Annotated in this window: 23 protein-coding genes, 1 pseudogene and 1 riboswitch; of the genes and pseudogenes, 8 read left to right on the top strand and 16 right to left on the bottom strand. The window is 73.3% G+C overall.

Annotated elements, in window-relative coordinates; all coding sequences use genetic code 11:
* Together B4E97_RS11885 and B4E97_RS11880 are read left to right on the top strand one after the other, a co-directional pair.
* Positions 1-428 (top strand): integrase core domain-containing protein (locus B4E97_RS11885; protein ID WP_286959995.1); only part of this gene is annotated, 428 nt, incomplete at its 5' end.
* 45 nt (positions 429-473) lie between these two features.
* A riboswitch (cobalamin riboswitch) is annotated at positions 474-698 on the top strand.
* A 117-nt stretch (positions 699-815) separates the two neighbouring features.
* Positions 816-1,256, top strand: coding sequence for a hypothetical protein (locus tag B4E97_RS11880; RefSeq protein WP_019286628.1), 441 nt, complete (start codon positions 816-818; stop codon positions 1,254-1,256).
* A gap of 283 nt (positions 1,257-1,539) precedes the next feature.
* Here the strand turns inward: B4E97_RS11880 and B4E97_RS11875 are convergent, their stop codons facing one another.
* The 4 genes from B4E97_RS11875 to B4E97_RS11860 form a co-directional block, all read right to left on the bottom strand.
* Positions 1,540-2,745 carry a hypothetical protein gene (locus B4E97_RS11875; RefSeq protein WP_286959994.1) on the bottom strand — a complete coding sequence of 402 codons (1,206 nt, stop codon included), beginning with the start codon at positions 2,743-2,745 and terminating at the stop codon, positions 1,540-1,542.
* A gap of 93 nt (positions 2,746-2,838) precedes the next feature.
* Complete coding sequence (locus tag B4E97_RS11870; RefSeq protein ID WP_286959993.1) at positions 2,839-3,447, bottom strand: PadR family transcriptional regulator; 609 nt, start codon at positions 3,445-3,447, stop codon at positions 2,839-2,841.
* Positions 3,448-3,477: 30 nt separating this feature from the next.
* Positions 3,478-6,378: an FtsX-like permease family protein gene (locus tag B4E97_RS11865; RefSeq protein ID WP_286959992.1), complete on the bottom strand. Its 2,901-nt coding sequence runs from the start codon at positions 6,376-6,378 to the stop codon at positions 3,478-3,480.
* Between the two features lie 5 nt (positions 6,379-6,383).
* The gene (locus tag B4E97_RS11860; protein WP_029212135.1) at positions 6,384-7,103 is read right to left on the bottom strand and encodes an ABC transporter ATP-binding protein; all 720 of its coding nucleotides are present in this window, start codon (positions 7,101-7,103) and stop codon (positions 6,384-6,386) included.
* A gap of 195 nt (positions 7,104-7,298) precedes the next feature.
* On the opposite strand from B4E97_RS11860, the gene B4E97_RS11855 reads away from it, so the two are divergent.
* Positions 7,299-8,153: an HAD-IIA family hydrolase gene (locus tag B4E97_RS11855; RefSeq protein ID WP_239261934.1), complete on the top strand. Its 855-nt coding sequence runs from the start codon at positions 7,299-7,301 to the stop codon at positions 8,151-8,153.
* A gap of 497 nt (positions 8,154-8,650) precedes the next feature.
* The gene (locus B4E97_RS11850) at positions 8,651-9,955 is read left to right on the top strand and encodes a M18 family aminopeptidase (protein ID WP_029212133.1); all 1,305 of its coding nucleotides are present in this window, start codon (positions 8,651-8,653) and stop codon (positions 9,953-9,955) included.
* Between the two features lie 208 nt (positions 9,956-10,163).
* Here B4E97_RS11850 and B4E97_RS11845 read toward each other — a convergent pair whose 3' ends face one another.
* The 10 genes and pseudogenes from B4E97_RS11845 to B4E97_RS11805 all read right to left on the bottom strand — a co-directional run bounded on the left by B4E97_RS11845 (position 10,164) and on the right by B4E97_RS11805 (position 15,615).
* Positions 10,164-10,622 (bottom strand): SRPBCC domain-containing protein, encoded by a 459-nt coding sequence (locus tag B4E97_RS11845; RefSeq protein WP_286959991.1) that lies wholly within the window; start codon positions 10,620-10,622, stop codon positions 10,164-10,166.
* The gene (locus B4E97_RS11840) at positions 10,619-10,966 is read right to left on the bottom strand and encodes an ArsR/SmtB family transcription factor (RefSeq protein WP_019286620.1); all 348 of its coding nucleotides are present in this window, start codon (positions 10,964-10,966) and stop codon (positions 10,619-10,621) included. Before B4E97_RS11840 ends, B4E97_RS11845 begins: the two co-directional genes overlap by 4 nt.
* Before the next feature lie 232 nt (positions 10,967-11,198).
* On the bottom strand, positions 11,199-12,176 hold the full coding sequence (locus tag B4E97_RS11835) for an NAD(P)H-quinone oxidoreductase (RefSeq protein ID WP_286959990.1): 978 nt from the start codon (positions 12,174-12,176) through the stop codon (positions 11,199-11,201).
* Positions 12,177-12,218: 42 nt separating this feature from the next.
* Positions 12,219-12,398 carry a hypothetical protein gene (locus tag B4E97_RS11830; protein ID WP_019286618.1) on the bottom strand — a complete coding sequence of 60 codons (180 nt, stop codon included), beginning with the start codon at positions 12,396-12,398 and terminating at the stop codon, positions 12,219-12,221.
* A 7-nt stretch (positions 12,399-12,405) separates the two neighbouring features.
* Complete coding sequence (mobA, locus tag B4E97_RS11825) at positions 12,406-12,996, bottom strand: molybdenum cofactor guanylyltransferase (protein WP_286959989.1); 591 nt, start codon at positions 12,994-12,996, stop codon at positions 12,406-12,408.
* Positions 12,993-13,766: an IclR family transcriptional regulator gene (locus tag B4E97_RS11820; protein WP_286959987.1), complete on the bottom strand. Its 774-nt coding sequence runs from the start codon at positions 13,764-13,766 to the stop codon at positions 12,993-12,995. The genes mobA and B4E97_RS11820 overlap by 4 nt, the downstream gene beginning before the upstream one ends.
* A 193-nt stretch (positions 13,767-13,959) precedes the next feature.
* Positions 13,960-14,286, bottom strand: a complete 327-nt coding sequence (locus B4E97_RS11815) for a hypothetical protein (RefSeq protein ID WP_156911388.1) — start codon at positions 14,284-14,286, stop codon at positions 13,960-13,962.
* A 15-nt stretch (positions 14,287-14,301) separates the two neighbouring features.
* The gene (locus B4E97_RS19010) at positions 14,302-14,619 is read right to left on the bottom strand and encodes a pantoate--beta-alanine ligase (protein ID WP_349681182.1); all 318 of its coding nucleotides are present in this window, start codon (positions 14,617-14,619) and stop codon (positions 14,302-14,304) included.
* Between the two features lie 64 nt (positions 14,620-14,683).
* Positions 14,684-15,136, bottom strand: a pseudogene (locus B4E97_RS19005) (pantoate--beta-alanine ligase); the annotation flags it as partial.
* A gap of 122 nt (positions 15,137-15,258) precedes the next feature.
* Positions 15,259-15,615 (bottom strand): nuclear transport factor 2 family protein, encoded by a 357-nt coding sequence (locus B4E97_RS11805; protein WP_029211959.1) that lies wholly within the window; start codon positions 15,613-15,615, stop codon positions 15,259-15,261.
* Between the two features lie 163 nt (positions 15,616-15,778).
* Between B4E97_RS11805 and hutH the strand changes: the two genes are divergently transcribed.
* A complete protein-coding gene (gene hutH, locus B4E97_RS11800) occupies positions 15,779-17,341 on the top strand; it encodes a histidine ammonia-lyase (protein ID WP_029211960.1) in 1,563 nt (520 codons plus the stop codon).
* A gap of 147 nt (positions 17,342-17,488) precedes the next feature.
* On the top strand, positions 17,489-18,982 hold the full coding sequence (gene mptB / locus B4E97_RS11795) for a polyprenol phosphomannose-dependent alpha 1,6 mannosyltransferase MptB (RefSeq protein WP_286959986.1): 1,494 nt from the start codon (positions 17,489-17,491) through the stop codon (positions 18,980-18,982).
* Positions 18,983-19,033: 51 nt separating this feature from the next.
* On the opposite strand, the gene B4E97_RS11790 is transcribed toward mptB, so the two are convergent.
* Entirely contained in the window at positions 19,034-20,161 is a 1,128-nt protein-coding gene (locus tag B4E97_RS11790) for a glycosyltransferase (RefSeq protein WP_286959985.1), read from the bottom strand.
* A gap of 32 nt (positions 20,162-20,193) precedes the next feature.
* Complete coding sequence (locus B4E97_RS11785; protein ID WP_286959984.1) at positions 20,194-20,388, bottom strand: hypothetical protein; 195 nt, start codon at positions 20,386-20,388, stop codon at positions 20,194-20,196.
* A gap of 142 nt (positions 20,389-20,530) precedes the next feature.
* Between B4E97_RS11785 and B4E97_RS11780 the strand changes: the two genes are divergently transcribed.
* Positions 20,531-21,535, top strand: coding sequence for an ArsR/SmtB family transcription factor (locus B4E97_RS11780; RefSeq protein ID WP_286959983.1), 1,005 nt, complete (start codon positions 20,531-20,533; stop codon positions 21,533-21,535).
* 36 nt (positions 21,536-21,571) lie between these two features.
* The gene (locus tag B4E97_RS11775; RefSeq protein WP_019286606.1) at positions 21,572-21,985 is read left to right on the top strand and encodes a cold-shock protein; all 414 of its coding nucleotides are present in this window, start codon (positions 21,572-21,574) and stop codon (positions 21,983-21,985) included.
* Positions 21,986-21,999: the final 14 nt, after the last annotated feature.

The following is a 21,999-nucleotide window of genomic DNA, read 5'->3' as shown; positions in this document are numbered from 1 at the left end:
CAGGTTCTGATCATTGCTCGATTGGGTACGCGTTCAGCGACAGCCTGCACACCGACGTCGTCGAGGACGCCTTGCGTCGCGCGGCCACCTTCCGCGAGGGTGACACGACCGGGGTCATCTTCCACGCCGACCGCGGCTGCCAGTACACCTCAGACCAGCTGGACCGTGCCGCCCGCGACCTGAAGGTGCGTCTGTCCGTCGGGCGCACGGGAGTCTGTTGGGACAACGCCCAGCAGGAGAGCTTCTGGTCAACGCTCAAGACCGAGCACTACAACCGCTACGAATTCGCCACCCGGGCCGCGGCGATCCGCAGCGTCACCGAATGGATCGAGACCGTGTACAACCGCCGTCGACGCCACAGCGCCCTCGGCAACATCAGCCCGGTAGCCTTCGAGCGCCGGTTCAACGCGGCGGCAGAAGCCGCTTAAGCCGGTGTCCGCCGAACGGGGTCAACCCCACAGCGGGCGGGGATCGGCTAGGTTGGGGGTGCTGGTCCTCCCGCCTCGGTGGGAGGGGCAAGAGGGAACCCGGTGAGAGTCCGGGACTGCCCCGCAGCGGTGAGTGGGAACGACATCGTCATACGCACTGGGTCCGACCACCTGGGAAGCGACGGTGAAGGAGCGCGCGACGCGAGTCGCGGTGAGCCGCAAGGCTCCACGCCCACGAGTCCGAAGACCTGCCAGTGCACCGCAGCAGCGGTGCGCCCGTGTCCATCGCCTCGAGGGAAGGCGGGGTCACCCCGCCTGGCAGGCCTGGTCCGTCGGCGGCGGCGTCCCCGGTGCACCCTCGGGTTTCCTTCACCGGGAGGTCGATCCATGAACGCCCAGCCCCTGCCCACCACCCGACCTGGCCTGAGCCTCACGCTCTATCCGGACCACGAGGCCCTCCACATCACCGACGTCCTGCAGCAGCTTGAGCTGGTGGGCGCCCGCGTGCCCTTCGGCGCAGATGCCCAGGGCGCCGCCGGCGGCGCCTCGCGCTGGATCGAGAGCTGCGCGGTCGAGGAAGGATTCCGGCTCGTCACGCTGAGCATGGATGGTCTGCTCGTCGGCTTCGTCGCCGGCGTCGTGACGCCGGGCCGCGTCGAGCTGCGACACCTGACCATGGCGTCGTCGGTGCGGACGCGCCACCCCGAGCTGCTGGACCTGCTGGGAGAGGCGTTCGTGGACGCCAGCCAGATGCCGTGGGCCGAGGTCGTCGTCGCGCCCGGCTGCCCGGCGCTCGCCCATCTCGCCAGCGAGACGGTCACGGTCTAGCTGCACGGACCTGCTGACGGCGGTCGACCGCACGAGGGCGGCTGGATGCGCCCACACGCGGCACAAAGTGACCCGGCGGGGCACGGTGAACGATCAAAAGCCGCGCAGGCCGGCGTTCGCTGCCCCGCCCGGTCACTTTCGGTCGGATGAGCGGACAATCCCCTAGGCCGCTCGCGCTGCTCGACATCCCACCTCGGCGCCACCAGGATCGTGAGGGTCTGGTCCAAGAAAGGTGGACCAGACCCTCACGATCTTGGGGACTGGGAGCGGGGGAGGGGTGCGGTCAGCGGCGGGGCGCCACGACCTTGGCCTTGCTCGCCGCCGGCAGCACGGCCCGCTGGATCGTCGTGGTCGCGCCCGTGCGGGTGATGGCCCACGTGACTGTCGAGCGGGCCGCAAGGCCCACGACGGCGTCACCGGGGTTGCCGGCCACCGGCACGGGGGTGGACTGTCCGCTCACGACCGCGAAGCCGCCCTGGACGACCGGGCCCGAGCCGGTCCCGCTCACCCACGAGGTCGTGTCCTCGCCACCGATGACCTGGCGTCCGTCGGGCAGGGCGGTGGCGGCCGTCACGCCCCAGGCTGGTGCGGCGCAGGTGGTGCGGACCGCGTCCACCAGGTGCCGGCAGCTGCCCGTGATCGCCTGCCGCGTGTAGGTCGCGTCGGTGAAGAAGCGCTGCGTCCCCAAGGTCGTGATGTCACGGGCGGACCGGACCACCCAGTCGTTGATCCACCAGCCCTCGCCCGTCGGCCCGGCGAGGCTGGTCGTGCCGAGGAACCGTGAGGGCGTGACGGTCACGTCGAAGGCCTCGGTGGCGCGGGCCAGGCCGGCGCGGCCCAGGTTGCCCACGATCCGGCCCTGGGCGACCGCGACCAGGGGGACGGGTGCGGGCCCGGTGAGCTCGCGCTGGGGGGAGGTGTAGGGCAGGACCGTCCAGCGCCCGCCGACGAGGCGTGCGGCCGTGGCGGAAGCCCCACCGTCTGCGCTCCGCGTGCTGCCCCACAGGGCCACGGTGCCGCCCTCGGCGGCCAGGCTGCGCGGGTTCCACTGCCCGAGGCCCGCGGGCATCGCGGGCTGGGCGACCTTGACGTAGTGGTTGCCCTGGCTGCGCCACAAGGTCGGCGTCGCCCCGGTGGTGAGGATCCACTGCTGCTTGTCGGTCGCGTTCACGACCTGGGCGTCCGTCGCGGTGACGCCCGGGAGGGTCTGCGTGGTCCAGCGCCCGTTGCGCTGCTCCTCCACCACGACCGCGCCGGCGGCGCCGGGGGTGCTGCGGCGGATGCCGACGACGACCACGCCGTCCTTGGCCGTGGCCGCCAGGGTGGTGGCGGCGTAGGACGTGGTGCGGACCGGGGTGAATCCGGAGGCGGCAGGTGTCTTGGCCGCCGGGGCCGTCGGCCCGGTGGGTCGGGCGTGGGCGACTGCCGGGGCGGCGACGGTGGCGGCCGCCAGCGCGGAGGCGGCGATCAGACGGATGGTGCGGGACATGGCTCCCCCTGGCGAGACGTGGGTCGTGCAGACGTCGTTGCCTGCGCTTCCCTCCAATACGCCATTCAGGGGTCGCGCCACCGCCCGAAATGACTATCTTCGGGCTGATTCGTGCGCATTCGCGCGCGGATCCCGGTGCGACGAGCGCCCAGGTGGCGTCGAGGGTCCGTACGTCCCCCGCGCCGCCCGGGCCACCCGCGCCTCCACGTGGTCGAGCCAGCGGACCTCCGACTCGGCGCCGAAGATGAGGTTCTCGACGACGAGCAGCCAGGCCAGCTGGGTGCGGTCGGGATCGCCCGTGGTCGACGACTTGATGCGGGTGAGGTCGCGCAGCTGGCGCATGGTCGCCGTGCGCTGGGCCTGCACGATGCGGGTGACGTCGACGCCGGGCACGGTGACGGCCAGCGCGAGCTTGATGGCCAGCTCGTTGCGCGGCGTGGACTCCCGGTCGACGGGCTGCGTCCACCACCGGTCGACCTCGGCGCGGCCGGCGTCGGTGAGGCCGTAGGTCGTGCGCCCCTCGTCGTCGTCACCGAGCTCGACGACCAGGCCGTCGCGGTCGAGGCGGGCGAGGGTCTGATAGACCTGGCCCACGTTGAGCGGCCAGGTGCCGCCGGTGCGGGCCTCGAACTCGGAGCGCAGCTGCGCGCCATACATGGGCTGGTCGGCGAGGAGGGCGAGCAGCCCTTGGCGGATCGACATGAGGTCTCCAGTCTCTCCCGGGTCGGGGCGTCAGGTGGTGCGGCGGGTCAGGGTCGGGTTGCCGCGCACGACGAGCGCGGCGAGCAGGGCGGCCAGGATCGGTATGCCGACCGCGGCCACCGCGAGGACGTCCCACGGGACGACGACGGTGGGGGCCTTGACGAGGGCGCCGCCGTCGTCGTACCCGCCGGTGGCGGCCCGGGCGAAGGCGATGCCGGGGACGGCTCCCACGGCGAGGCCGACGAGGGTCCCGACCACGGCCAGGGCGCCGGACTGCGCGGCGGCGATGGCTCGCCGCAGGCGCCCCGTCGACCCGATGGCGGCCAGCGTCGCGAGGTCGCGCTGCGCCTCACCCATCGACAGGGCGGTCGCGGTGAGGGTGGCCACGAGGATGAGCAGCGCGACGGTGCCGACCATGAGCCAGCGCAGCCGGGCATAGGTGTCGACGAATCCCCGTTCCACGTGGACGACCTCGCCAGAGATCTCCTCGGTCATGGAGGGGTCGGCCACCGCCTTGGCGAAGGCGTCCCGCTGGGCGTCGGTGATGGTCGTCCCGTCGGCGGGCCGCACCAGGACGTGCTGCGGATGGGGCGTCGCGCCGATGCGGGTGATCCCGGACGGGCCGAGGACGGCCGTGTCGGCGTTGTTGCCGGCGTCGGCGAGCCTTGCCTGCTCGGGGGTCAGCAGAGCCACCGGGATCGTCCCCAGCGTGGTCACGGGCCCGGGGGTCTGGGTGCCGTCGGGCTGGGTCGTGAGGTCCGTCGACAGCCACGTGAGACGCCCGGCCCGCGCGATCTCGGGCTGAGACGTGAGCAGCCCACCCTGGTCGAGGACGCGTCGTTGCTCGGGCGTCGGCCGCAGCAGGTCGCGCAGCCCGACCTCGTCGAAGGACCGCAGGTTGGCCGAGGCGTACATCAGGCCCAGGCCGAGCGACGGGCACCGTGGCGGCTGGGCCTGGTCGGAGGAGATCTCGGCGAGCGTGCAGCCGGGGGTCGCCGCGGCGATCGCGCGGGTCGGGGCGTTCGGCCCGCTCGGAGAGCCCGGGGAGTCACGCGGCCGCTCGGGCGGCGCGACCGACCTGATCGTGTAGGCCCGGCTGCCGGGGATCGTCTGCGCGGCAGCGACGCCGGGGTCGGCCTCGTCGCCGAAGACCTGCCCGTAGAGCCAGCCGGCCGGCGCGGAGGGCACGTAGTCGATCCGCTGGCGCTCGGTGATGGACGCGAAGGCGATGGTCGTGGCACCGAGCAGGATCGTGCCCGCCATGATGGCGGCGACGGTGGGGGTGGCGCGTCCCCGCTGCCGGGAGGCGTCGCGCGTCGCCATACGGACCGGGACCGGGAAGGCTCCGCCCAGGCGACCGACGAGGACCAGGACCGCGGGCACCGTCAGGAGGGCGCCGACCACCAGCACGACGGCCGAGGCGACCACGGCGCCGGCCACGACCCGGGGCTGCTGGAGGAGGGTCGTGCGGCTGAGGGCGATCGTGACGAAGATGCCGGCCCCGCCCAGCGCCGCGAGCGCGACACCGACGACGGGCACCCAGCGGCGGGCCCGCTTGGGCGCCACCTCGCCGCGCAGGGCCGAGACCACATCGATGCGTCCGAGGCCGCGGGCCGGGAGCAGCGCGGCGACCACCGCGGCGAGGATCGCGCACCCCACGACGATGGCGAGCTGCCACCACGGGACGTCGAAGGGGCCGACGATCGTCAGGGGGTTCCAGCGCAGGTAGGCGCGCAGCCCGGCCCAGCCGAGCCCGATGCCGACCACGGTCGCGACGAGCGTGGACACGACGCCGAGGACGAGGGCCTGGGCGAGGACGGTGCGGCGCAGCTGGGCGCGGGTGGCGCCGTTGGCCGCGGCGAGGGCCAGGGTGCGCCGCTGCCGCTGGGCGATCACGGCGAACGCCGGACCGGCGAGCAGCGTCGACTCGATCAACAGCCCCGCCGCGAGCAGGGCGATGGCGAGCAGGGTGTCCTGCTGCCCGCCCGAGTCGCTCTCGAAGCTGCCGTCCGCCCCGCCCTGCAGGACGGAGCGGCTGACCACGCCGATGCCGTGGCGGCCGAGCAGGGCGACGTCGTCCCATGTGATCGGGGTGGCGCGGTCGATCAGGGCGATCGGCCGGCCGGCCGCCAGGGTGCCGGGCAGGCGCACGAGGTCCGGCAGGCCTAGGTTGGGTGCGCCCGGTGCGTCGGCCACGCCGACGACGGCGAGCCGCGCTGAGGTGACGGTCTCGTCGCCGCGGTCGTCATAGGTCACGACCCGGCCCTCGAGGGTCCCGCTGGTGGGCAGCCCGCGGGCCACGGCCGTCTGCGTGACGACGACCTCGTCGCGGTTCTGCGGCCAGCGTCCGGAGACCAGGTCGGCCTTGCCGCGGACGAGAGGATCGCGGGCGTCGACGAGCAAGGTCCCGAGGAGCACCCGGCGCCCGTCCAGGGTGACGTGGAGCTGCTCGTCGCCCATCGGCAGGAGGCGCGCGCCGAGGAGCGTGGCGATGCCGGCGTGGACCTGCGCGACGGGCGCCGTGGTGACGGGACCGGAGACGCCCGGCAGCGGCAGGGGCTTCGGCGGGGTGCAGGGGCCGTTGCCGGTGCAGGTCACGACCTGCTCGCCGAGCGGGCTCGGTGGGTACTGCCCGTCCTGGGCCGCGACCACCGCGCCCGCCGCCGAGCCCATCTGCGCGGGGATGGCCTCGGCGCCGTGGACGTCCTTGGTGGCGTAGCCCGTCAGCGCCGCGACCATCAGGGCGACCGGCAGGGCGATCATCACGAGCACGAGGGCGCTGCGACCGCCGTGCGCGCGGGTGTCCCGGCGGGCCAGGCGCAGCGCGACCCGCCAGCCGGCCCACCACTCGCCGAGGCGGCTGCGGCGGGTCGTGCCGGGTCGCTGCGACTTGTGGGCGGCGGTGCGGGGAGGGTCGGCCAGGGTCGTCATCCGGCTCACGCGCCCGACGTCTCGAGCAGGGACTCCGGCGTGGCCGCCGGCCCGGTCGTGTCGACGACCACCCCGTCGCGCAGGAAGACGACCCGGTCGGCCCAGGCCGCGTGCCGGGCCTCGTGGGTGACGAGCAGGCCGGCCGCGCCCTGGTCGCAGCGGCGCCGCAGGACCTGCAGGATCGCCTCGCCGGTCACTGAGTCGAGGGCTCCGGTGGGCTCGTCGGCGAGGACCAGGCGGCGCTCGCCCACCAGCGCGCGGCAGATGGCCACCCGCTGCTGCTGGCCGCCGGACATCTGGTCGGGGAAGCGGTCGGCGAGGTCGCGGATGCCGACCTCCTCCAGCGCCGCGTGCGCCTGCCGGCGAGCGGCGCGGGGACGGGCGCCGTCGAGCTCGAGCGGCAGCGCGACGTTCTCGGCGGCGGTGAGCGACGAGATGAGGTTGAAGTCCTGGAAGACGAAGCCGACGCTGCGGCGACGCAGCCGGGCCAGGGCGTCGGGCCGCAGGGCGGTGACCTCCTGCCCCTCGATGACCACGCGCCCGGTCGTCGGGCGGTCCAGGGCGCCGGCGAGGTTGAGCAGGGTCGACTTGCCGGACCCCGAGGGGCCCATGACGGCCACCAGCTCACCGGGCTCGATCGTCAGCGTCACCCCCTGCAGGGCGTGGACGGCGGTGTCGCCGGTGCCGTGGGTGCGGTGGACGTCGTCGAGCTCGAGGACCGGCATCGCGTCTCCTGTCGAGGTGGGGCCGGCCGGTCATCCCCCTGGTGACCGGCCGACCGCAGACGACATACTCGGTATGTCCCCTGGCTAGGACAGGTATACCGAGTATGTCCGCGGCCCGTCAACCCCCTGGGAGCCCTTGCTTGACGAGGCTCCTGCGGGGGCGACGGGTCGCGGGCGGGTCGCCATACTGGCCGTATGACGACCCACGCCCACATCGAGTCCTGGCTCACCGACATGGACGGGGTGCTCGTCCACGAGGAGCAGGCCATCCCCGGCGCCGCCGAGTTCCTCGCCGCGTTGCAGGAGCGCGGGCTGCGCTTCCAGGTGCTGACCAACAACTCGATCTACACCCCGCGCGACCTGCGGGCGCGGTTGCTCGCCAGCGGCATCGACGTCCCCGAGGACTGCATCTGGACCTCCGCCCTCGCCACCGCCAGCTTCCTCGCCGAGCAACGGCCGGGCGGCTCGGCCTACGTGATCGGCGAGGCCGGCCTAACGACCGCGCTCTACGAGGCGGGCTACACGATGACCCAGCGCGACCCCGACTACGTGGTGCTGGGGGAGACGCGGACCTACTCCTTCGAGGCCATCACGCGGGCCATCCGGCTGCTCGAGGGCGGCGCGAGGTTCATCGCGACCAACCCCGACGTCAGCGGCCCGTCGGTCGAGGGCACCCTGCCCGCCACCGGCTCGGTGGCCGCGCTGATCACCGCCGCCACCGGGCGCACGCCGTACTACGTCGGCAAGCCCAACCCGCTGATGATGCGCACCGCCCTCAACCGGATCGAGGCGCACTCCGAGCACACCGTCATGATCGGCGACCGCATGGACACCGACGTGGTGTCCGGGCTCGAGGCGGGGCTGCGCACGATCCTCGTCATGACCGGGTCGACGCGCCCGCACCAGGTCGAGCTGTTCCCCTACCGCCCCACGCGGGTCGTCGACTCGATCGCCGACGTCGTCCCGCTGGTCGCGGAGCGCGCGCCCGACGTCGGACGTGACGACGGTTCGGCCTCGGCGATCAGCCGGGTCGAGGGCGGCACGGGCTGACCCTGAGCCGCGGCTCGTTCTGCCATCCAGCGGGCGGCGTCGCGCTGCGTACGCGTCACCGCGATGTACTTCGTCATGGTGCCTCCTCCATCGCCAGGGTAGTCCGTGCACCGACGGGCGTCACGGGGCTCCAGGGCCATCCGTCCGGGGGCCCGAGCCCTCTGGAGACGGGCGAAGCACGACGACCACCCCTTCGCCCCGCTCCTCGGCATCCTCGACCTTCGCGCATCGACTCCTCTCGGCGGGAGCGTCGCTCAAGCTCGACGGCACCTTTGCGGGACACGGCGTTGGCCAGCAGCGCCGCTACGAAGGTCAAGAGGGGTGTACCCACGTACCCACAGACAGCAGGACCACGAGCCACGTCGGGACCACGGCGGTGGGACTCATGTTCCTGATCCTAGGGAAGCGCGCGACGTGCGGTGAGAGGGCTGTGGGCAACTTTCGGAGTGCGCGCGCCCGACGTCGGTCGCGACGGGGGCTGACGGCATACTGGCGGCATGAGCCACTCGTTCGACCCCGAGGTCGAGGCCCGCGGTCTGTGCCAGTTCGTCGACTCGTCCCCGTCCCCCTTCCACGCGGTGCAGTCGGCCGGCGCCCTGCTCGACGCCGCCGGGTTCGTGGAGCTCGCCGAGGGTGACGCCTGGCCGCAGCAGGCCGGGCGCTTCTACACCATCCGTGCCGGGTCCCTGGCCGCCTGGTCCACCGAGCACGCGGACGGGGCGGCCACGCCGTTCCGGGTGGTGGGCGCGCACACCGACTCGCCCAACCTGCGCATCCGCCCCAACCCCGACCTGCACCGGCACGGCTGGGACCAGCTGGTCTGCGAGGTCTACGGCGGGCCGCTGCTCAACTCCTGGCTCGACCGTGACCTGGGCCTGTCCGGGCGGGTGTCCGTGCGCGGACGGGCGGGCGTCGAGACGCACCTGGTGCTCGTCGACACCCCCACCCTGCGCGTGCCGCAGCTCGCCGTGCACCTCGACCGCGGCGTCAACGACGGGCTCACCCTCAACCCGCAGACCCACCTCGTCCCCGTCTGGGGGTATGGCGGAACCGCCCCCTCCATGCGCGAGTTCCTGTCCCGCGAGGTCGGCTGCGACGTCGACGACGTCCTCGCCTGGGACCTGATGACGCACGACCTCACCCCCTCGACCCTGCTCGGCCACGACAGCTCGCTGCTCGCGGCCCCGCGCCTGGACAACCTCGGCACGAGCTACTGCGGCACGCGGGCGTTCGTCGACGCGGTGGACGGCGACGGGCCGTCGACGCCGTTCGTGCAGGTCCTGGTCCTGTTCGACCACGAGGAGATCGGGTCGATGACCGACCGCGGCGGCTTCTCCTCGATGCTGCCGCAGATCATGGAGCGCATCACCCGGTCGCTCGGGGGCGACCGTGACGACTACCAGCGGGCGCTCGCCTCGACGGTCGTCGCGTCGGGCGACATGGCCCACGCCACGCACCCCAACTATCCCGAGAAGCACGAGCCCAACCACCAGGTCGCCCTCAACGGCGGACCGGTGCTCAAGGTCAACGTCAAGGGCCGCTACGCCACGGACGCCGTCTCGGCCGGCTGGTTCCGGCTGGCGTGCGACCAGGCGGGGGTGCCGATGCAGGAGTTCGGGGCGCGGGGGGACATGCCGTGCGGCTCGACCATCGGCCCGATGACCTCGGCCCAGCTCGGCGTCTCCACCATCGACTTCGGGGCGCCGATGCTGTCGATGCACTCGGCGCGCGAGCTGATGGGTGCCGAGGACCCGGCGATGTATGCCGGAGCCCTCGCGGCCTTCCTCTCCCCCCAGCTCTAGACCTACCGCGGGTAAAGGCATCGACCGGCCTTCGTTCGCCAGGCTGATGCATCTGCCCCCGGTAAAGGCATCGACCGGCCTTCGTTCGCCAGGCTGATGCATCTGCCCCCGGCGGGTCTGGTCCGTGGCCGCCCAGACCGCAGCTCCGCCGCCTCGCGCCGTTGGGCGTGGAGGCGGCGGAGCGGCATACGGGCTGTATGCCGGACGGTCAGGCGGCCTCGTCCAGCCGGGCGAAGCTCACGTCCATGCCGTCCGCCATGCCCGAGGCGTAGGCGCCGTCCCGTGCCTCCTTGGACGGGTAGCGGATGGTGCCCGTGAGCACCGTCCGGCCGTCCTGCTCCGTGAGCTCGACGACGTTGTGGGTCGGCGGCCAGTCGGTGCCGCCCATCTGCTCGGTGGTGACGAGCCGGCGCGGCGCGTCGACCTCGAGCACGTCGCCGTAGATCTCCAGCCGCCCGTCCGGATCGAGCCAGACCCAGCGGAAGCTGCCGCCCTCGCGGATGTCCATGTCGCACACCTCGAAGGTCGTGTCCTTGCTGGGGCCCAGCATCCAGGTGCGGACGACCTGGGGGTCGGTGCAGGCCTGCCACACGCGCTCGGCGGGTGCGGCGAAGGTCCGTGTGTAGCTGATGGTGGTGTCGTCGGGAAGGGTGAACTCGGTCTTCATCTCTGCTCTCCTCGTGGATCGCGCGGGGACTCGACGAGTGCTGCGAGCCGGTCGAGTCGCGCGTCCACGACCTGCTCGAACTGCGACACGAAGATGGCGGCACGCACCAGGGGGTCGATCGCCAGGACGCTGTAGATGCGCGTCCCGTCCCGCTCGCGGCGGATGAGCCCGGCGCCCTCGAGCACCTTGAGGTGCTTGGAGACGGTCGGCTGGCTCAGCGTGAACCCCTCGGCGAGGTCGCCGGCGGAGCGTGGCCCCGAGCGCAGGCGCTCGAGCATGGCCCGGCGCGTCCGGTCCGACAGCGCGCTGAAGATCCGGTCGAGCTGGTCGTCGTCGGGAGCCATGGGTGTCCTCGTTCGCAGTATTTCCATGTGGCTATTTAGCCATGTGGCTATCTTTAGGCGCAGGAGGGCATTGTGTCAAGGGGGCTAGGGAGCTGAGCTGTGCGGGTTGCCGGCGGACCAGCCGGTATGACGTCCCGCCCGTCGCGTGGCAGCCCGATCAGCCCGGCTCAGGCAGGGCCAGCGCTGCGAGCGCGGGTTGTGCACGCTGGGCCTCGCCAGGCCCACGCGCGCATCAGATCGTGAGGAGGACCTTGCCGATGTGGGTGCCCTTGTCGAGCTCCTCGTGCGCGCGCGCCACCTCGCGGGCCGGGAAGCGACCGTGGATCACGGGCACGACCTCGCCGGCCTCGACCAACGGCCACACGTGCTCGCGGACCTCGGCCACGATGGCGGCCTTCTCGGCGCGGGGCCGGGTGCGCAGGGAGGTCGCGACGACGGTGCCGCGCTTGCGCAGCAGGGTCGCGATGTCGAGCTCGCCCTTGACGCCGCCCTGCATGCCGATGATGACGAGGCGACCGCCGGTGGCCAGCGCGGCGACGTTGCGGGGGAGGTACTTCGCGCCCATGTTGTCGAGGATCACGTCGGCGCCGTGCCCGTCGGTGGCTGCTCGCAGCTCCTCGACGAAGTCCTGCTCCTTGTAGTCGATCAGGATCGAGGCGCCGAGCTCGCGGCAGCGCTCGAGCTTGGCGGCCGAGCCGGCGGTGACGGCGACGCGGACGCCGAGGCGTCGCGCGATCTGGATGGCCGTCGTGCCGATGCCGCTGGACCCGCCGTGCACGAGCAGGGTGTCGCCGCGCTGCAGCCCGGCGGTCATGACGAGGTTGGACCAGACGGTGCAGGTCACCTCGGGGAGCGCGGCTGCGTCGACGAGGCTGATGCCGGCGGGCACGGGGAGCAGCTGGCCCGCGGGGACGGCGACGTGCTCGGCATACCCGCCTCCGGCGAGGAGGGCACAGACCTCGTCGCCCTCGCTCCACCCCTCGACCCGGCTGCCGACCTGCACGACAATGCCGCTGACCTCGAGCCCGGGGATCTCGGACTCGCCGGGCGGCGGCGCATAGTTGCCCTGGCGCTGCAGCAGGTCGGCGCGGTTGACGCCGGCGGCGACGACGCGCACCAGCACCTCGTCGGCGTTGATCCCCGGGGTGGGGATCTCGGAGACGGTCAGGACCTCGGGGCCGCCGAACGACGGCAGGGTGATGGCCTTCATGCCTCCACCGTATGACGCAGCCCGGCCGCCGCAGAAGTCCGCTCAGAACTCGTGGTTGAGCGTGAACGACAGCGCGGCCAGGGTCATCACGAGCACGGCGAGGGGGATCAGCACGATCGACCACGCGGGGTGGCGGCGCCGCACGGGCCCGGTGAAGGCGAAGACGAACAGCACCCACGACAGCACGAACAGCCCCAGGGCGACGAGCTCCCCGGTGCCCACGGCGCCGTCAGCCGAGGTGGATGACGCGGGCCTCGAAGAGGTCCACCGGGGTGTCGACGTCGAGCAGCGCGCGCGGGGAGGGGGCCGGGATGCCCTCCATGCGGAGGCTGGCGGCGGTGCGGTGCACGGAGACGTCGCGGGTGCCGGGTGGGAAGGCCTGGTGCAGCGGGCCGGTGAGGTAGGCCGCGAGCAGCGGCTGCAGCGAGCCGGAGTCGTCCACGAGGGCCACGGCCTGGACACCGGACCGGGAGTCGGCGAGCGCCTCCACGACGTGGGGCGCGGCGTCGCCGGCAAAGGGCTGGTCGCCGGCGAGGACGACCGTGACGGGGGTGCTGGACAGGGCCGCGCCGGTGGCGATGCCGGCGGCGGGGCCACCGAGCGGCGGGTCCTCGCGGGTCCAGGTGACGGGGCGCGAGGTGGGGCGCTCGGTGCCGACGCAGATGATCGCCCAGTCGTCGGGCAGGTCGCGCAGGATCCGGCCGAGGACGGTCGTCTCGCCGAGCTGCTCGGACGTCTTGTCCCTGCCGCCCATGCGGACGTTGGTGCCGCCGCAGAGGATGACGGCGGTCACGGCGCTGGTCGTGTCGGGGCCGGTCATGGATGCTCCTTGTGATGTCCGCCGAGGCGGCGGGTGAGCTCCTGCGCAGCTCGTCGTGCGGCGTCCGCGAGGGGCTGGACGGACGCCTCCACCTGTCGGGGATAGGTGATCGCGACGGATGCTACCGGGTGCCCGCCGTGGTCCACCACCGCCGCCGCGACGCCTGCGAGACCCTCGGTGACGGTGCCGTCCTCGAGCGCGAAGCCGCGCGCCCGGACGGAGGACAGCTCGGAGCGCAGGGCCGTGAGCGACTGCGGCCCGGTGCCCAACCGGGTCACGAACGCGGACCGGTCGGGGAACAGCGCGCGCACCTGCGGGGAGGGCAGCGCGGCCAGCATCGCCAGACCGCTGGCGGTGAGCTGCGACGGCAGCCGCACGCCGACGTCGGTGACCAGCAGGGGGCGCCCGGGCGCCCGCTCCTCGAGGACGTAGAGCACGTCGCGACCGTGCAGCACCGCCAGGTGGGCGCTGTGCGTGGTCTCGTCGACGAGACGGGTGAGGACAGGTCGGGACAGCCGCGCGAGCCCGGCCTGCCGGGAGTAGGCGCTGCCCAGCTCGAACACCCCGACCCCGAGCCCGTAGCGACGCTCCTCGGGGAGGTGCGTCACCAGACCCTCGTCGGCCAGGAGGGATAACAGCTTGTATGCCGTCGAGCGCGGCAGCCCGAGGTCGCGCGCCACGGCGGCGGCGGGCATGGGCTCGGGGTGACGCGAGAGGTGGCGCAGGATCGCGACCGCCTGGCTCACGGCGGGGGAGGCGCTGCGGGTCATGGCCCCATCCTGACGGGTGTCACCGGTGGGGTGGCGCGGACTGTCCACAGCCTCAGTCGGGTCGCGTCAGCCCTGGGGCTCGGCGGCTCACGTCGGTCGCAGATCTTCGGGTTCCATCCCGAAGATCTGCTTCTGTGCCGAAGATCTGCGATGGGGGACCCCCGCCCCGCCCACGCAACCAGGGCGGCCCGCGTCAGTGATCGGGATCATCCAGGCACCAGGTGTGCTCGTCCTGGATGGCGAGCTCGGGCGGCAGCTCTCGCCGCAGTCGCGTCACGGCGCCCTGCATGCCGTCGGAGTACTGCTGCCTGGTGCTCGCTGAGTCCCACCCGTCCAGATAGTGGAAGTGCGTCTGGAACACGTCGCCCCATCGGCGCAGCTCGTCGGTCAGCTCGGGCGACAGCTCGTAGTCGGAGGGTTGCATCTGGTACTCGTCGGTCCCGCTCTCCCACAGCGGCCACGGGGCGCCGTACTCGTGGAAGACGCGCACCTCTCGCTGTGGTTCACGGGCCAGAGGCATTCCTCGAGGCTATCGTCACGCGGCCGGGTCAGCGGTGGGACGAGACGTCGAGCCCGGCTGGTCGGGGTGCCGGGGCGACGGGGCGACGGGGGCCAGGACGAGGTTGTCGATGAGGCGGGTGCGGCCGAGGCGGGCGGCCAGCGACACCAGTGCGCCGCGCGCGGGGTCGACCAGGTCGAGCTCGGTCAGCGTGTCGGGGTCGGCGACGCTGACGTACTCCACCGGCACCGCGGGCTCGATGGCCAGGGCCACGTGGGCGGCACCGAGCAGCTCCGAGGCCTGGCGGCGGCCGGCGGCATACGTCTCCTCGACCGCGACGAGGGCTCGATGCAGGACGGGGGGCGGCGGCGCGCTCCCCGGGCGAGAGATAGGTGTTGCGCGAGCTCATCGCCAGGCCGTCGGGCTCCCGGCGGATGGGCTCGACGCAGACCTCCAGCCCGAGCGCCAGGTCCTCGACGAGACGTCGGATGACGACGGTCTGCTGGACGTCCTTCTGGCCGACGTAGGCCCGCGTGGGCCGCACCGCGCCGAACAGGATCGTGCACACGGTGGCCACCCCGTCGAAATGCCCTGGGCGGCGGGCACCTTCGAGGACCTCGGTGACGCCGCCGACGCTCACGTGCGTGGACCAGCCTGGGGGATAGACGTCCTCGACGCGGGGCGTCCAGACCAGGTCGACCCCCTCGGCCTCGAGCATGGCGAGGTCGCGGTCAAGGTCGCGCGGATAGCTCGCGAGGTCCTCCCCGGGCCCGAACTGCGTGGGATTGACGAAGATCGACACGACCACGGCGTCGTTGGCGGAGCGCGCTGCCCGCACCAGGGACAGGTGGCCGTCGTGCAGGTAGCCCATGGTGGGGACGAGCCCGACGGTCCCGAGCTCGGCTCTGGCGCAAGACAGCTCGTCGCGGGTGGTGACGACACGCATCGGATCTCCTTGTCCGCAGGGACGTCTCGTATGCCGTCCGACCGCTGTCAGGCGAGCGGGGCGTAGAAGTACGTGGTGCGGTAGGCGATTCGCTCGCCGTCGAGCCGGAAGAAGTCGGCGAACCGCAGGTCCAGCACGCGCCCGTCGCGAGCCGTGCCGGCGAAACGGCCCTGCACCGCCACCTCGTCGCCGTCGACGACCGTGTGCGTCAGCGTGTGCGCGCCGGACGCGATGATCCGCTCCCCGGAGTAGAACGCGGTCAGCCCCGAGTGCCCGCGCATCGGCTCGTAGCCCGGCCGCTCGTACGTCGCGTCCGGCGTGAACAGGGCGACGAGCCCGTCGACGTCGTTGGCGTCCACGAGCTCGTAGTAGCGGGTGACCGGGGCGGGGGCGGTGGTCGTCATGGCGGGGGACCTTTCGTCATACGGCGGGGTCTGTCTGCTCCGACCGTATGCCGAACCTCCCGTCGCGACGAGCGTGACCTCAGGCCGGCTCGACGCCATGTCTCGGATCCGGGACAGAAGGCGGGGTCAAGGGGGTGCTGCGCCACGCGCCGGGGCTCGCACAATGAGCGGCATGACTGCTGAGCGCACACCCGTCCAGGTCGGCCGCGGGCCGCTGTCCTTCGACGACGTCGTCGCCGTGGCGCGGCACGACGCACCGGTCGTCCTGACCCAGGACTCGATCGACGAGATCGCCCGCAGCCGCACGGTCATCGAGGGGCTGGCGAGCGACACCGTCCCGCACTACGGGGTGTCGACCGGCTTCGGGGCGCTCGCGACGCGACACATCCCCACCGAGCTGCGCGCCCAGCTGCAGCGCTCCCTCGTGCGCTCGCACGCGGCGGGATCGGGTCCGGAGGTCGAGCGCGAGGTCGTGCGCGCGCTGATGCTCCTGCGCCTGTCCACGCTCGCGACCGGCCGCACGGGCGTGAAGGTCTCGACCGCCCAGGCCTATGTCGACCTGCTCGACGCGGGCATCACGCCGGTGGTCCACGAGTACGGATCCCTCGGGTGCTCCGGCGATCTCGCGCCCCTGGCGCACTGCGCGCTCGCGCTGATGGGGGAGGGCCCGGTGCGGCTGCCGTCGGGCGAGACCGCCGACGCGGGTGACGCGTTGCGCGATGCCGGGCTCACCCCGATCTCGTTGGAGGAGAAGGAAGGTCTGGCCCTCATCAACGGGACGGACGGCATGCTCGGCATGCTCGTCCTCGCCATCACCGACCTGCGCGCCCTGCTCAAGGTCGCCGACATCAGCGCCGCCATGAGCGTCGAGGGCCTGCTCGGCACGGACAACGTCTTTGCCGCCGACCTGCACGAGCTGAGGCCGCACCCGGGACAGGGGGACTCGGCCTACAACCTGCGAACCGTCCTGGCGGACAGCCCGATCCGAGAGAGCCACCGCACCGAGGCGTGCACGCGCGTGCAGGACGCCTACTCGCTGCGGTGCGCGCCGCAGGTCGCGGGCGGGGCGCGGGACACCGTCGACCACGCGACGCTCGTGGCGACCCGCGAGCTGGCGGCGGCCGTCGACAACCCCGTCGTCACCCTGGACGGTCGGGTCGAGTCCAACGGCAACTTCCACGGGGCACCGGTGGCCTACGTGCTCGACTTCCTCGCGATCGTGGCCGCCGACGTGGCCTCGATGAGCGAGCGGCGCACCGACCGGTTCCTCGACAAGGCGCGCTCGCACGGGCTCAACCCCTTCCTCGCCGACGACCCCGGCGTCGACAGCGGCCACATGATCGCGCAGTACACCCAGGCCGCGATCGTCTCGGAGATGAAGCGCCTGGCCGCGCCCGCCTCGGTCGACTCCATCCCGTCCAGCGCCATGCAGGAGGACCACGTGTCGATGGGGTGGTCCGCGGCCCGCAAGCTGCGCCGCTCGGTCGACGCCCTCACCCGGGTGCTCGCGATCGAGGTGCTGACCGCCGCACGGGGCATCGAGCTGCGCGCGCCGCTCGAGCCGTCGCCGGCGACCGGTGCGGTGGTCCGAGCCCTGCGCGAGGCCGGGTGGCAGGGGCCGGGGATCGACCGCTTCCTCGCTCCCGACATCGAGACCGCCCGCACGCTGGTGGCCGACGGCACGGTGGTGCGCGTGGTCGAGGAGGTCACCGGCCCGCTGCGCTGACCCCGGGTGGCTCGCCGATTGGTCAGCCGTCGGTCAGGGGTGTCGGGATCTGACCGTTGGGCGGGGTGGGGAGTCGCCGTCAGGGGTTCGCCGGGACGTCATACGGAGTTCGGCCCGGGACCGGGCGCCCTGCCTAGCGTCGCACGGGTGATCACCCGAGGTGTCGTCGGCGCGCTCCTGGTCCTCGTCGGAGGCTTCGTCATCACGCCGCTCCCGGCGTCGGTCGGCGCGACGCTCGCCGCGCCGCTGGCCGGGTGGGGCGAGACGATGCCGGGTCACGGCGTCGGGCTCTCGCTGGCGGTCCTCGGGCTGGCTCTCCTGTCGTGGGCCTGGATCTCGCTGCTGCACACCTGCGCTCGTGGCCACCGCGGCACCGGCGCCCTGGACCTCGTGCACCGCGCCACCTGGTCCTGGACGCTGTCGCTGCTGGCGGCACAGCCGCTGTTCAGCCGGGACGGGTTCAGCCATGTCGCTCAGGGCGAGCTGACGAGGCGGCTGCTGTCGCCATACGGCTCTGCCCCGGTGACCCTCGCCGGACCCTGGAGCGAGCGCGTGGACCCCCGGTGGATGGACACGCTCACGCCCTACGGCCCCGTGCCGCTCGTGTGGGGCGCGATGGCGACGACGCTGACGCGGGACCCCTGGGTGGCCATCGTCCTCGAACGCTGCGCCGCCCTGCTCGGGCTGGCCCTGCTGCTGTGGGCCCTGCCCCAGCTCGCCCGCTGGTGCCGTCGCGACGCGGCCACGGTCACGGCGCTCGTGACGGCCAGCCCGCTGGTGGTCGCGCACGGCGTCGGCGGGCTGCACAACGACCTGCTGCTGGCCGGTCTCGGCTCGGCGGCCCTCGTGCTGGCGGGACGCGGCAGCTGGGGGTGGGCCGCGGTGCTCGGCGGGCTCGCCGCCGGCGTCAAGGTCCCCGGCGGCCTGATCTGCGTCGGCGTCGTGCTGGTGAGCCTGGGCGTGGGGGCGACGGCGCGCCAGCGGGTCGGCCGGGCTGCCGCGGTCGGAGGGCTGGGCGTCGTCACGCTGCTGGCCTGCGGGCTGCCCTATCGCCTCGGCGAGGGCTGGGTCGGCGCGCTCGCCGTGCCCGGCGAGGTGCTCACGCCGTTCTCGCTGTCGACGACGGGCGGCCGCGCGGTCGGCTGGGTCGTCGACCACGCCGGCCACCCCGAGCTCTGGGCCCCGGCCCTCACCACGGCACGCACCCTCGGTATGGCGCTGGCCGTGCTCGTCGGCGTGGTCTGCGCGTTGCGGGCCCGCACCGGCGACCGCCCCGCCGCCCTGAGGTCGGTCGCCGTCACGATGCTGGCCGTGCTGCTGCTCGGGCCCGTGGCGCACGCCTGGTACGCCCTGTGGGTGGTGCCGTTCGTCGCAGCCCTGCCGCTCGGGGCGCGGCGGCTGCGGGTGCTGCTGGCCGTCAGCGTGGTCGGTGGGATCAGTGCGCCGCTCGACTCCTCGCTCGAGGGGCGTCCTGTGGCGATCGTGCTCACGGCGGCGATGGTGCTGGCCGTGGCGGTGCCGCTGCTCCTGGGGACACGCGGGGTCCCCGCGGCACCCGAGCCCGCTCCCGCTCCCGCCCCTGAGTCCGACGGCTCCACCGAGGCCGACCCCACCCCGGTCCTCGCCGGCACCCGTCGTTGAGAGGCGACAGATGGGGGTTATGAGGCCTTCACAACCCCCATCTGTCGCCTCTCAACGGGTGGTGGGGGCGGCGGCGAGGGCGCGGTGCAGGCTGAGCATCCGCTCGACGGTCCGGCTCCACGGATAGCACTCGGCACGGGCCCGCGCGTCGCGTCGCCGCTCGGCCGGCGGACGGGCCACGACCCGCAGCACCGCGTCGGCCAGGGACTGGGGATCCGGGTGCCCCCACGCCCCCGAGCGGTCGTCCACGAGCTCGCGCGCGCCGCCCCGGTCCGCGGTGACGACCGGCGTGCCGCAGGCCAGCGCCTCCAGCACCGCGAGCCCGAAGGTCTCGCCCGCGCACACGCTGAGCGCCACGTCCGCCTCCCCGAGACGGCGGGCCAGCGCCTCGCGCCCCGCCACGTGACCGTGGAAGGTGACGGGGGATCCGGCCGCGAGACGTTCGAGCTCGTGACGGTGGGGCCCCTCGCCATACACGTCGAGCCGCACGGGCAGGCCGCGGTGGTGGAGGGCGACGGCGGTGCGGACGGCGAGGTGGGGATCCTTCTCGCGGGAGAGGCGACCGGAGTGGACGAGGCGGATCGTCCCGTCCGTGGCGGGCTCGGGAGCCGGCTCGAGCGGCCGGAACGTCTCGAGGTCGACGCCCAGCGGCACCTGGTGGAGGCGGTGCGGGGCCAGGGACGCGAGCCCGGAGAACTCACCCGCCGCGAAGTCCGACGTCGTCACCACGTGGTCGAAGGCCCGCGACAGCGCGCCGTTGAACAGCCGGATCGGGTGACGCAGGCCGCGCTGCAGGCCGATTCGCATGCTGAGCATCGTGTCCAGCCGCTCGTGGGAGAACAGCACGGTCGGCACCTGGCGGCGACGCGCCACCAGGGTGACCGGCAGCAGCGTGGACTTGTCCGAGATCTCGATCGAGGTCGGCGCGAAGGCCTCCAGGGCCCGGAGCACCGGCCGCGGGTCGAGGATCATCCGATAGCCGCCGCTGACCTCACGCGACGCCACCGTCACGACGTCACCGAGCTCGGTGGGGATGCGGTCGTCGGTGGAGCCGGGGATGATCAGCAGCCGCTGCGCCCCGGCGTCCACGTAGCCGCGCGCGAGCTGGTCGATCGCCACCTTCATCCCGCCGGACGTGGGCCCCACGAAGTTGGCCAGCTGGGCGATCCGGAGCTCCACGCCCCCAACCTAGCTGGCGTGGAGGCCAGGGTTCAGCGGAACGCCGCCCAGTGGATGTCGGGCCGCCGGCGGACGTCCTCGGCCCAGGCGGTCAGGCCCTGGGGGCGTCCGACGGCGCGCTCGCCCGCCTCGCGTCGCCGCTCGTGACGGGCGGCCGGCGCGTCATACGTGGTCGGCGTCGTGGTGATGTCGGCGGCCGAGTCGTGGCAGCGGTCGATGATGGTCATGGGGTGCTCCTCTCGTCGAGACGGGGCCGGTCCTGCACCAGCCCGTATGCCGCCAGGCTGCCTCGGCGCGGGACGTCTCGGCCACGGTGCGGGCAGGGCCGAATCCTGCGGGGGGCCAGCGGGTCCGACCTAGGCTGAGGGCATGGCCGATCTGCTGCTGAGCAGCTCCGACGTCGCGCGGGTGAGGTTCGTGACGACCCGCACCCAGGAGCTCGCGATGTCGCTGCGGGTGCTGCAGCACGACGTGACGGGGCTGCATCGGTCCTGGGTGCGGTCGGCCCGCGAGCGGCTGGCCGCGGAGCCCGCCATCGACCTGGGGCTGCTGGTGGCGCTGGTGCCGCCGGAGGGCTTCCTCGCGGACGTGCTGACACCGTCCTTCCTGTCGACCCCGGCGGACCTCGAGGCCGAGCTCGCCGGCGTGCGCGCGTTGGGCCCCCGGGTGCTGCTACGCGACGTGGACCTGCTGCGGAAGCAGCCGCATGACGCCACCGTCGGAGCGGTCCTCGCGAGGCTGGGCGCCGAGCCGGAGGTCGGCCTCGACCGCGTCGTCGCCGCGATGCGGGGCTACTGGGAGCTGGTCCTCGCCGACCGGTGGGGTGCGATCCGCCGGCTGCTCGACGCGGACATCGTCCAGCGGTCGACCCGGCTCGCGGCGCGAGGGCTCGAGCCGCTGCTCGGCGAGCTGAGCCCGCGCGTGCACCTGCTGCCCGACCGCCTGGAGGTCGCCGGATCCTCTTATCCGGCAGAGCATTTCGAGGGTGGGCGAGGACTCCTGCTGCACCCCAGCGTGTTCGCGGGCCCGAGAGGCCTGATCGGTCTGCAGGAGCCGCTCGTGCCCACGATCATCTATCACGCCCTCGGGGTCGGAAACCTCTGGGCCGCCGAGGAGCTCGACCACGAGCACGCGCTCGACGACGTGCTCGGCCGCACGCGCGCGCAGCTGCTGCGGGCGACGGGCGTGCCCGCCTCGACCACGGAGCTGGCGTGCCTGCTCGAGCTGAGCCCGGGCACGGTGAGCGAGCACCTGGCCATGCTGAGGCGGGCTGACCTCGTCGCGTCCGCCCGATCGGGGCGCGCCGTGCTGTACCGCCGGACCGACCTGGCCCAGCAGCTGCTCGACCGTTCGGCGCGGTGTGACGGATCCTGACGGTTCAGCGGGGCTCACGTGGGTAAGGTGCGTCACATGGCGGATGTGATCCAGGGTGAGGTGCTGTCGTTCGACGCGGTCAAGGGATATGGCTTCATCGCTCCCGACGACGACGGACCCGACGTGTTCCTGCACGTCAACGACATCGTGGGTGATCGCGCGCAGGTGCGCCCCGGCGTGATCGTCGAGTACGTGCCCGAGGAGGGCGCCAAGGGCCCCAAGGCCGCGCAGGTGCGAGCTCTCGGCGACGACCTGGACGTGCGGCGTCCCGCCGGTCGCCCCGTGGAGCGCCCCGACGGCGAGGTCGACGTGCTGTCGCCGCGCGAGTTCGAGGACGCGATCACCGAGATGCTGCTGCGCGCCGAGCCGACGCTCACGGGCTCGCAGATCCTGCACCTGCGGGGGCGGCTGGGGACGATGGCCCGCGGCTACGGCTGGGTCGAGGACTGACGACGAAGGCGTGA

The sequence above is a fragment of the Arsenicicoccus sp. UBA7492 genome (genome assembly GCF_002479615.1).
GTDB classification, from domain to species: domain Bacteria; phylum Actinomycetota; class Actinomycetes; order Actinomycetales; family Dermatophilaceae; genus Arsenicicoccus; species Arsenicicoccus bolidensis.
Note: the sequence above shows the minus strand (reverse complement) of the source record. Positions and strands in the feature narration are given on the sequence as shown.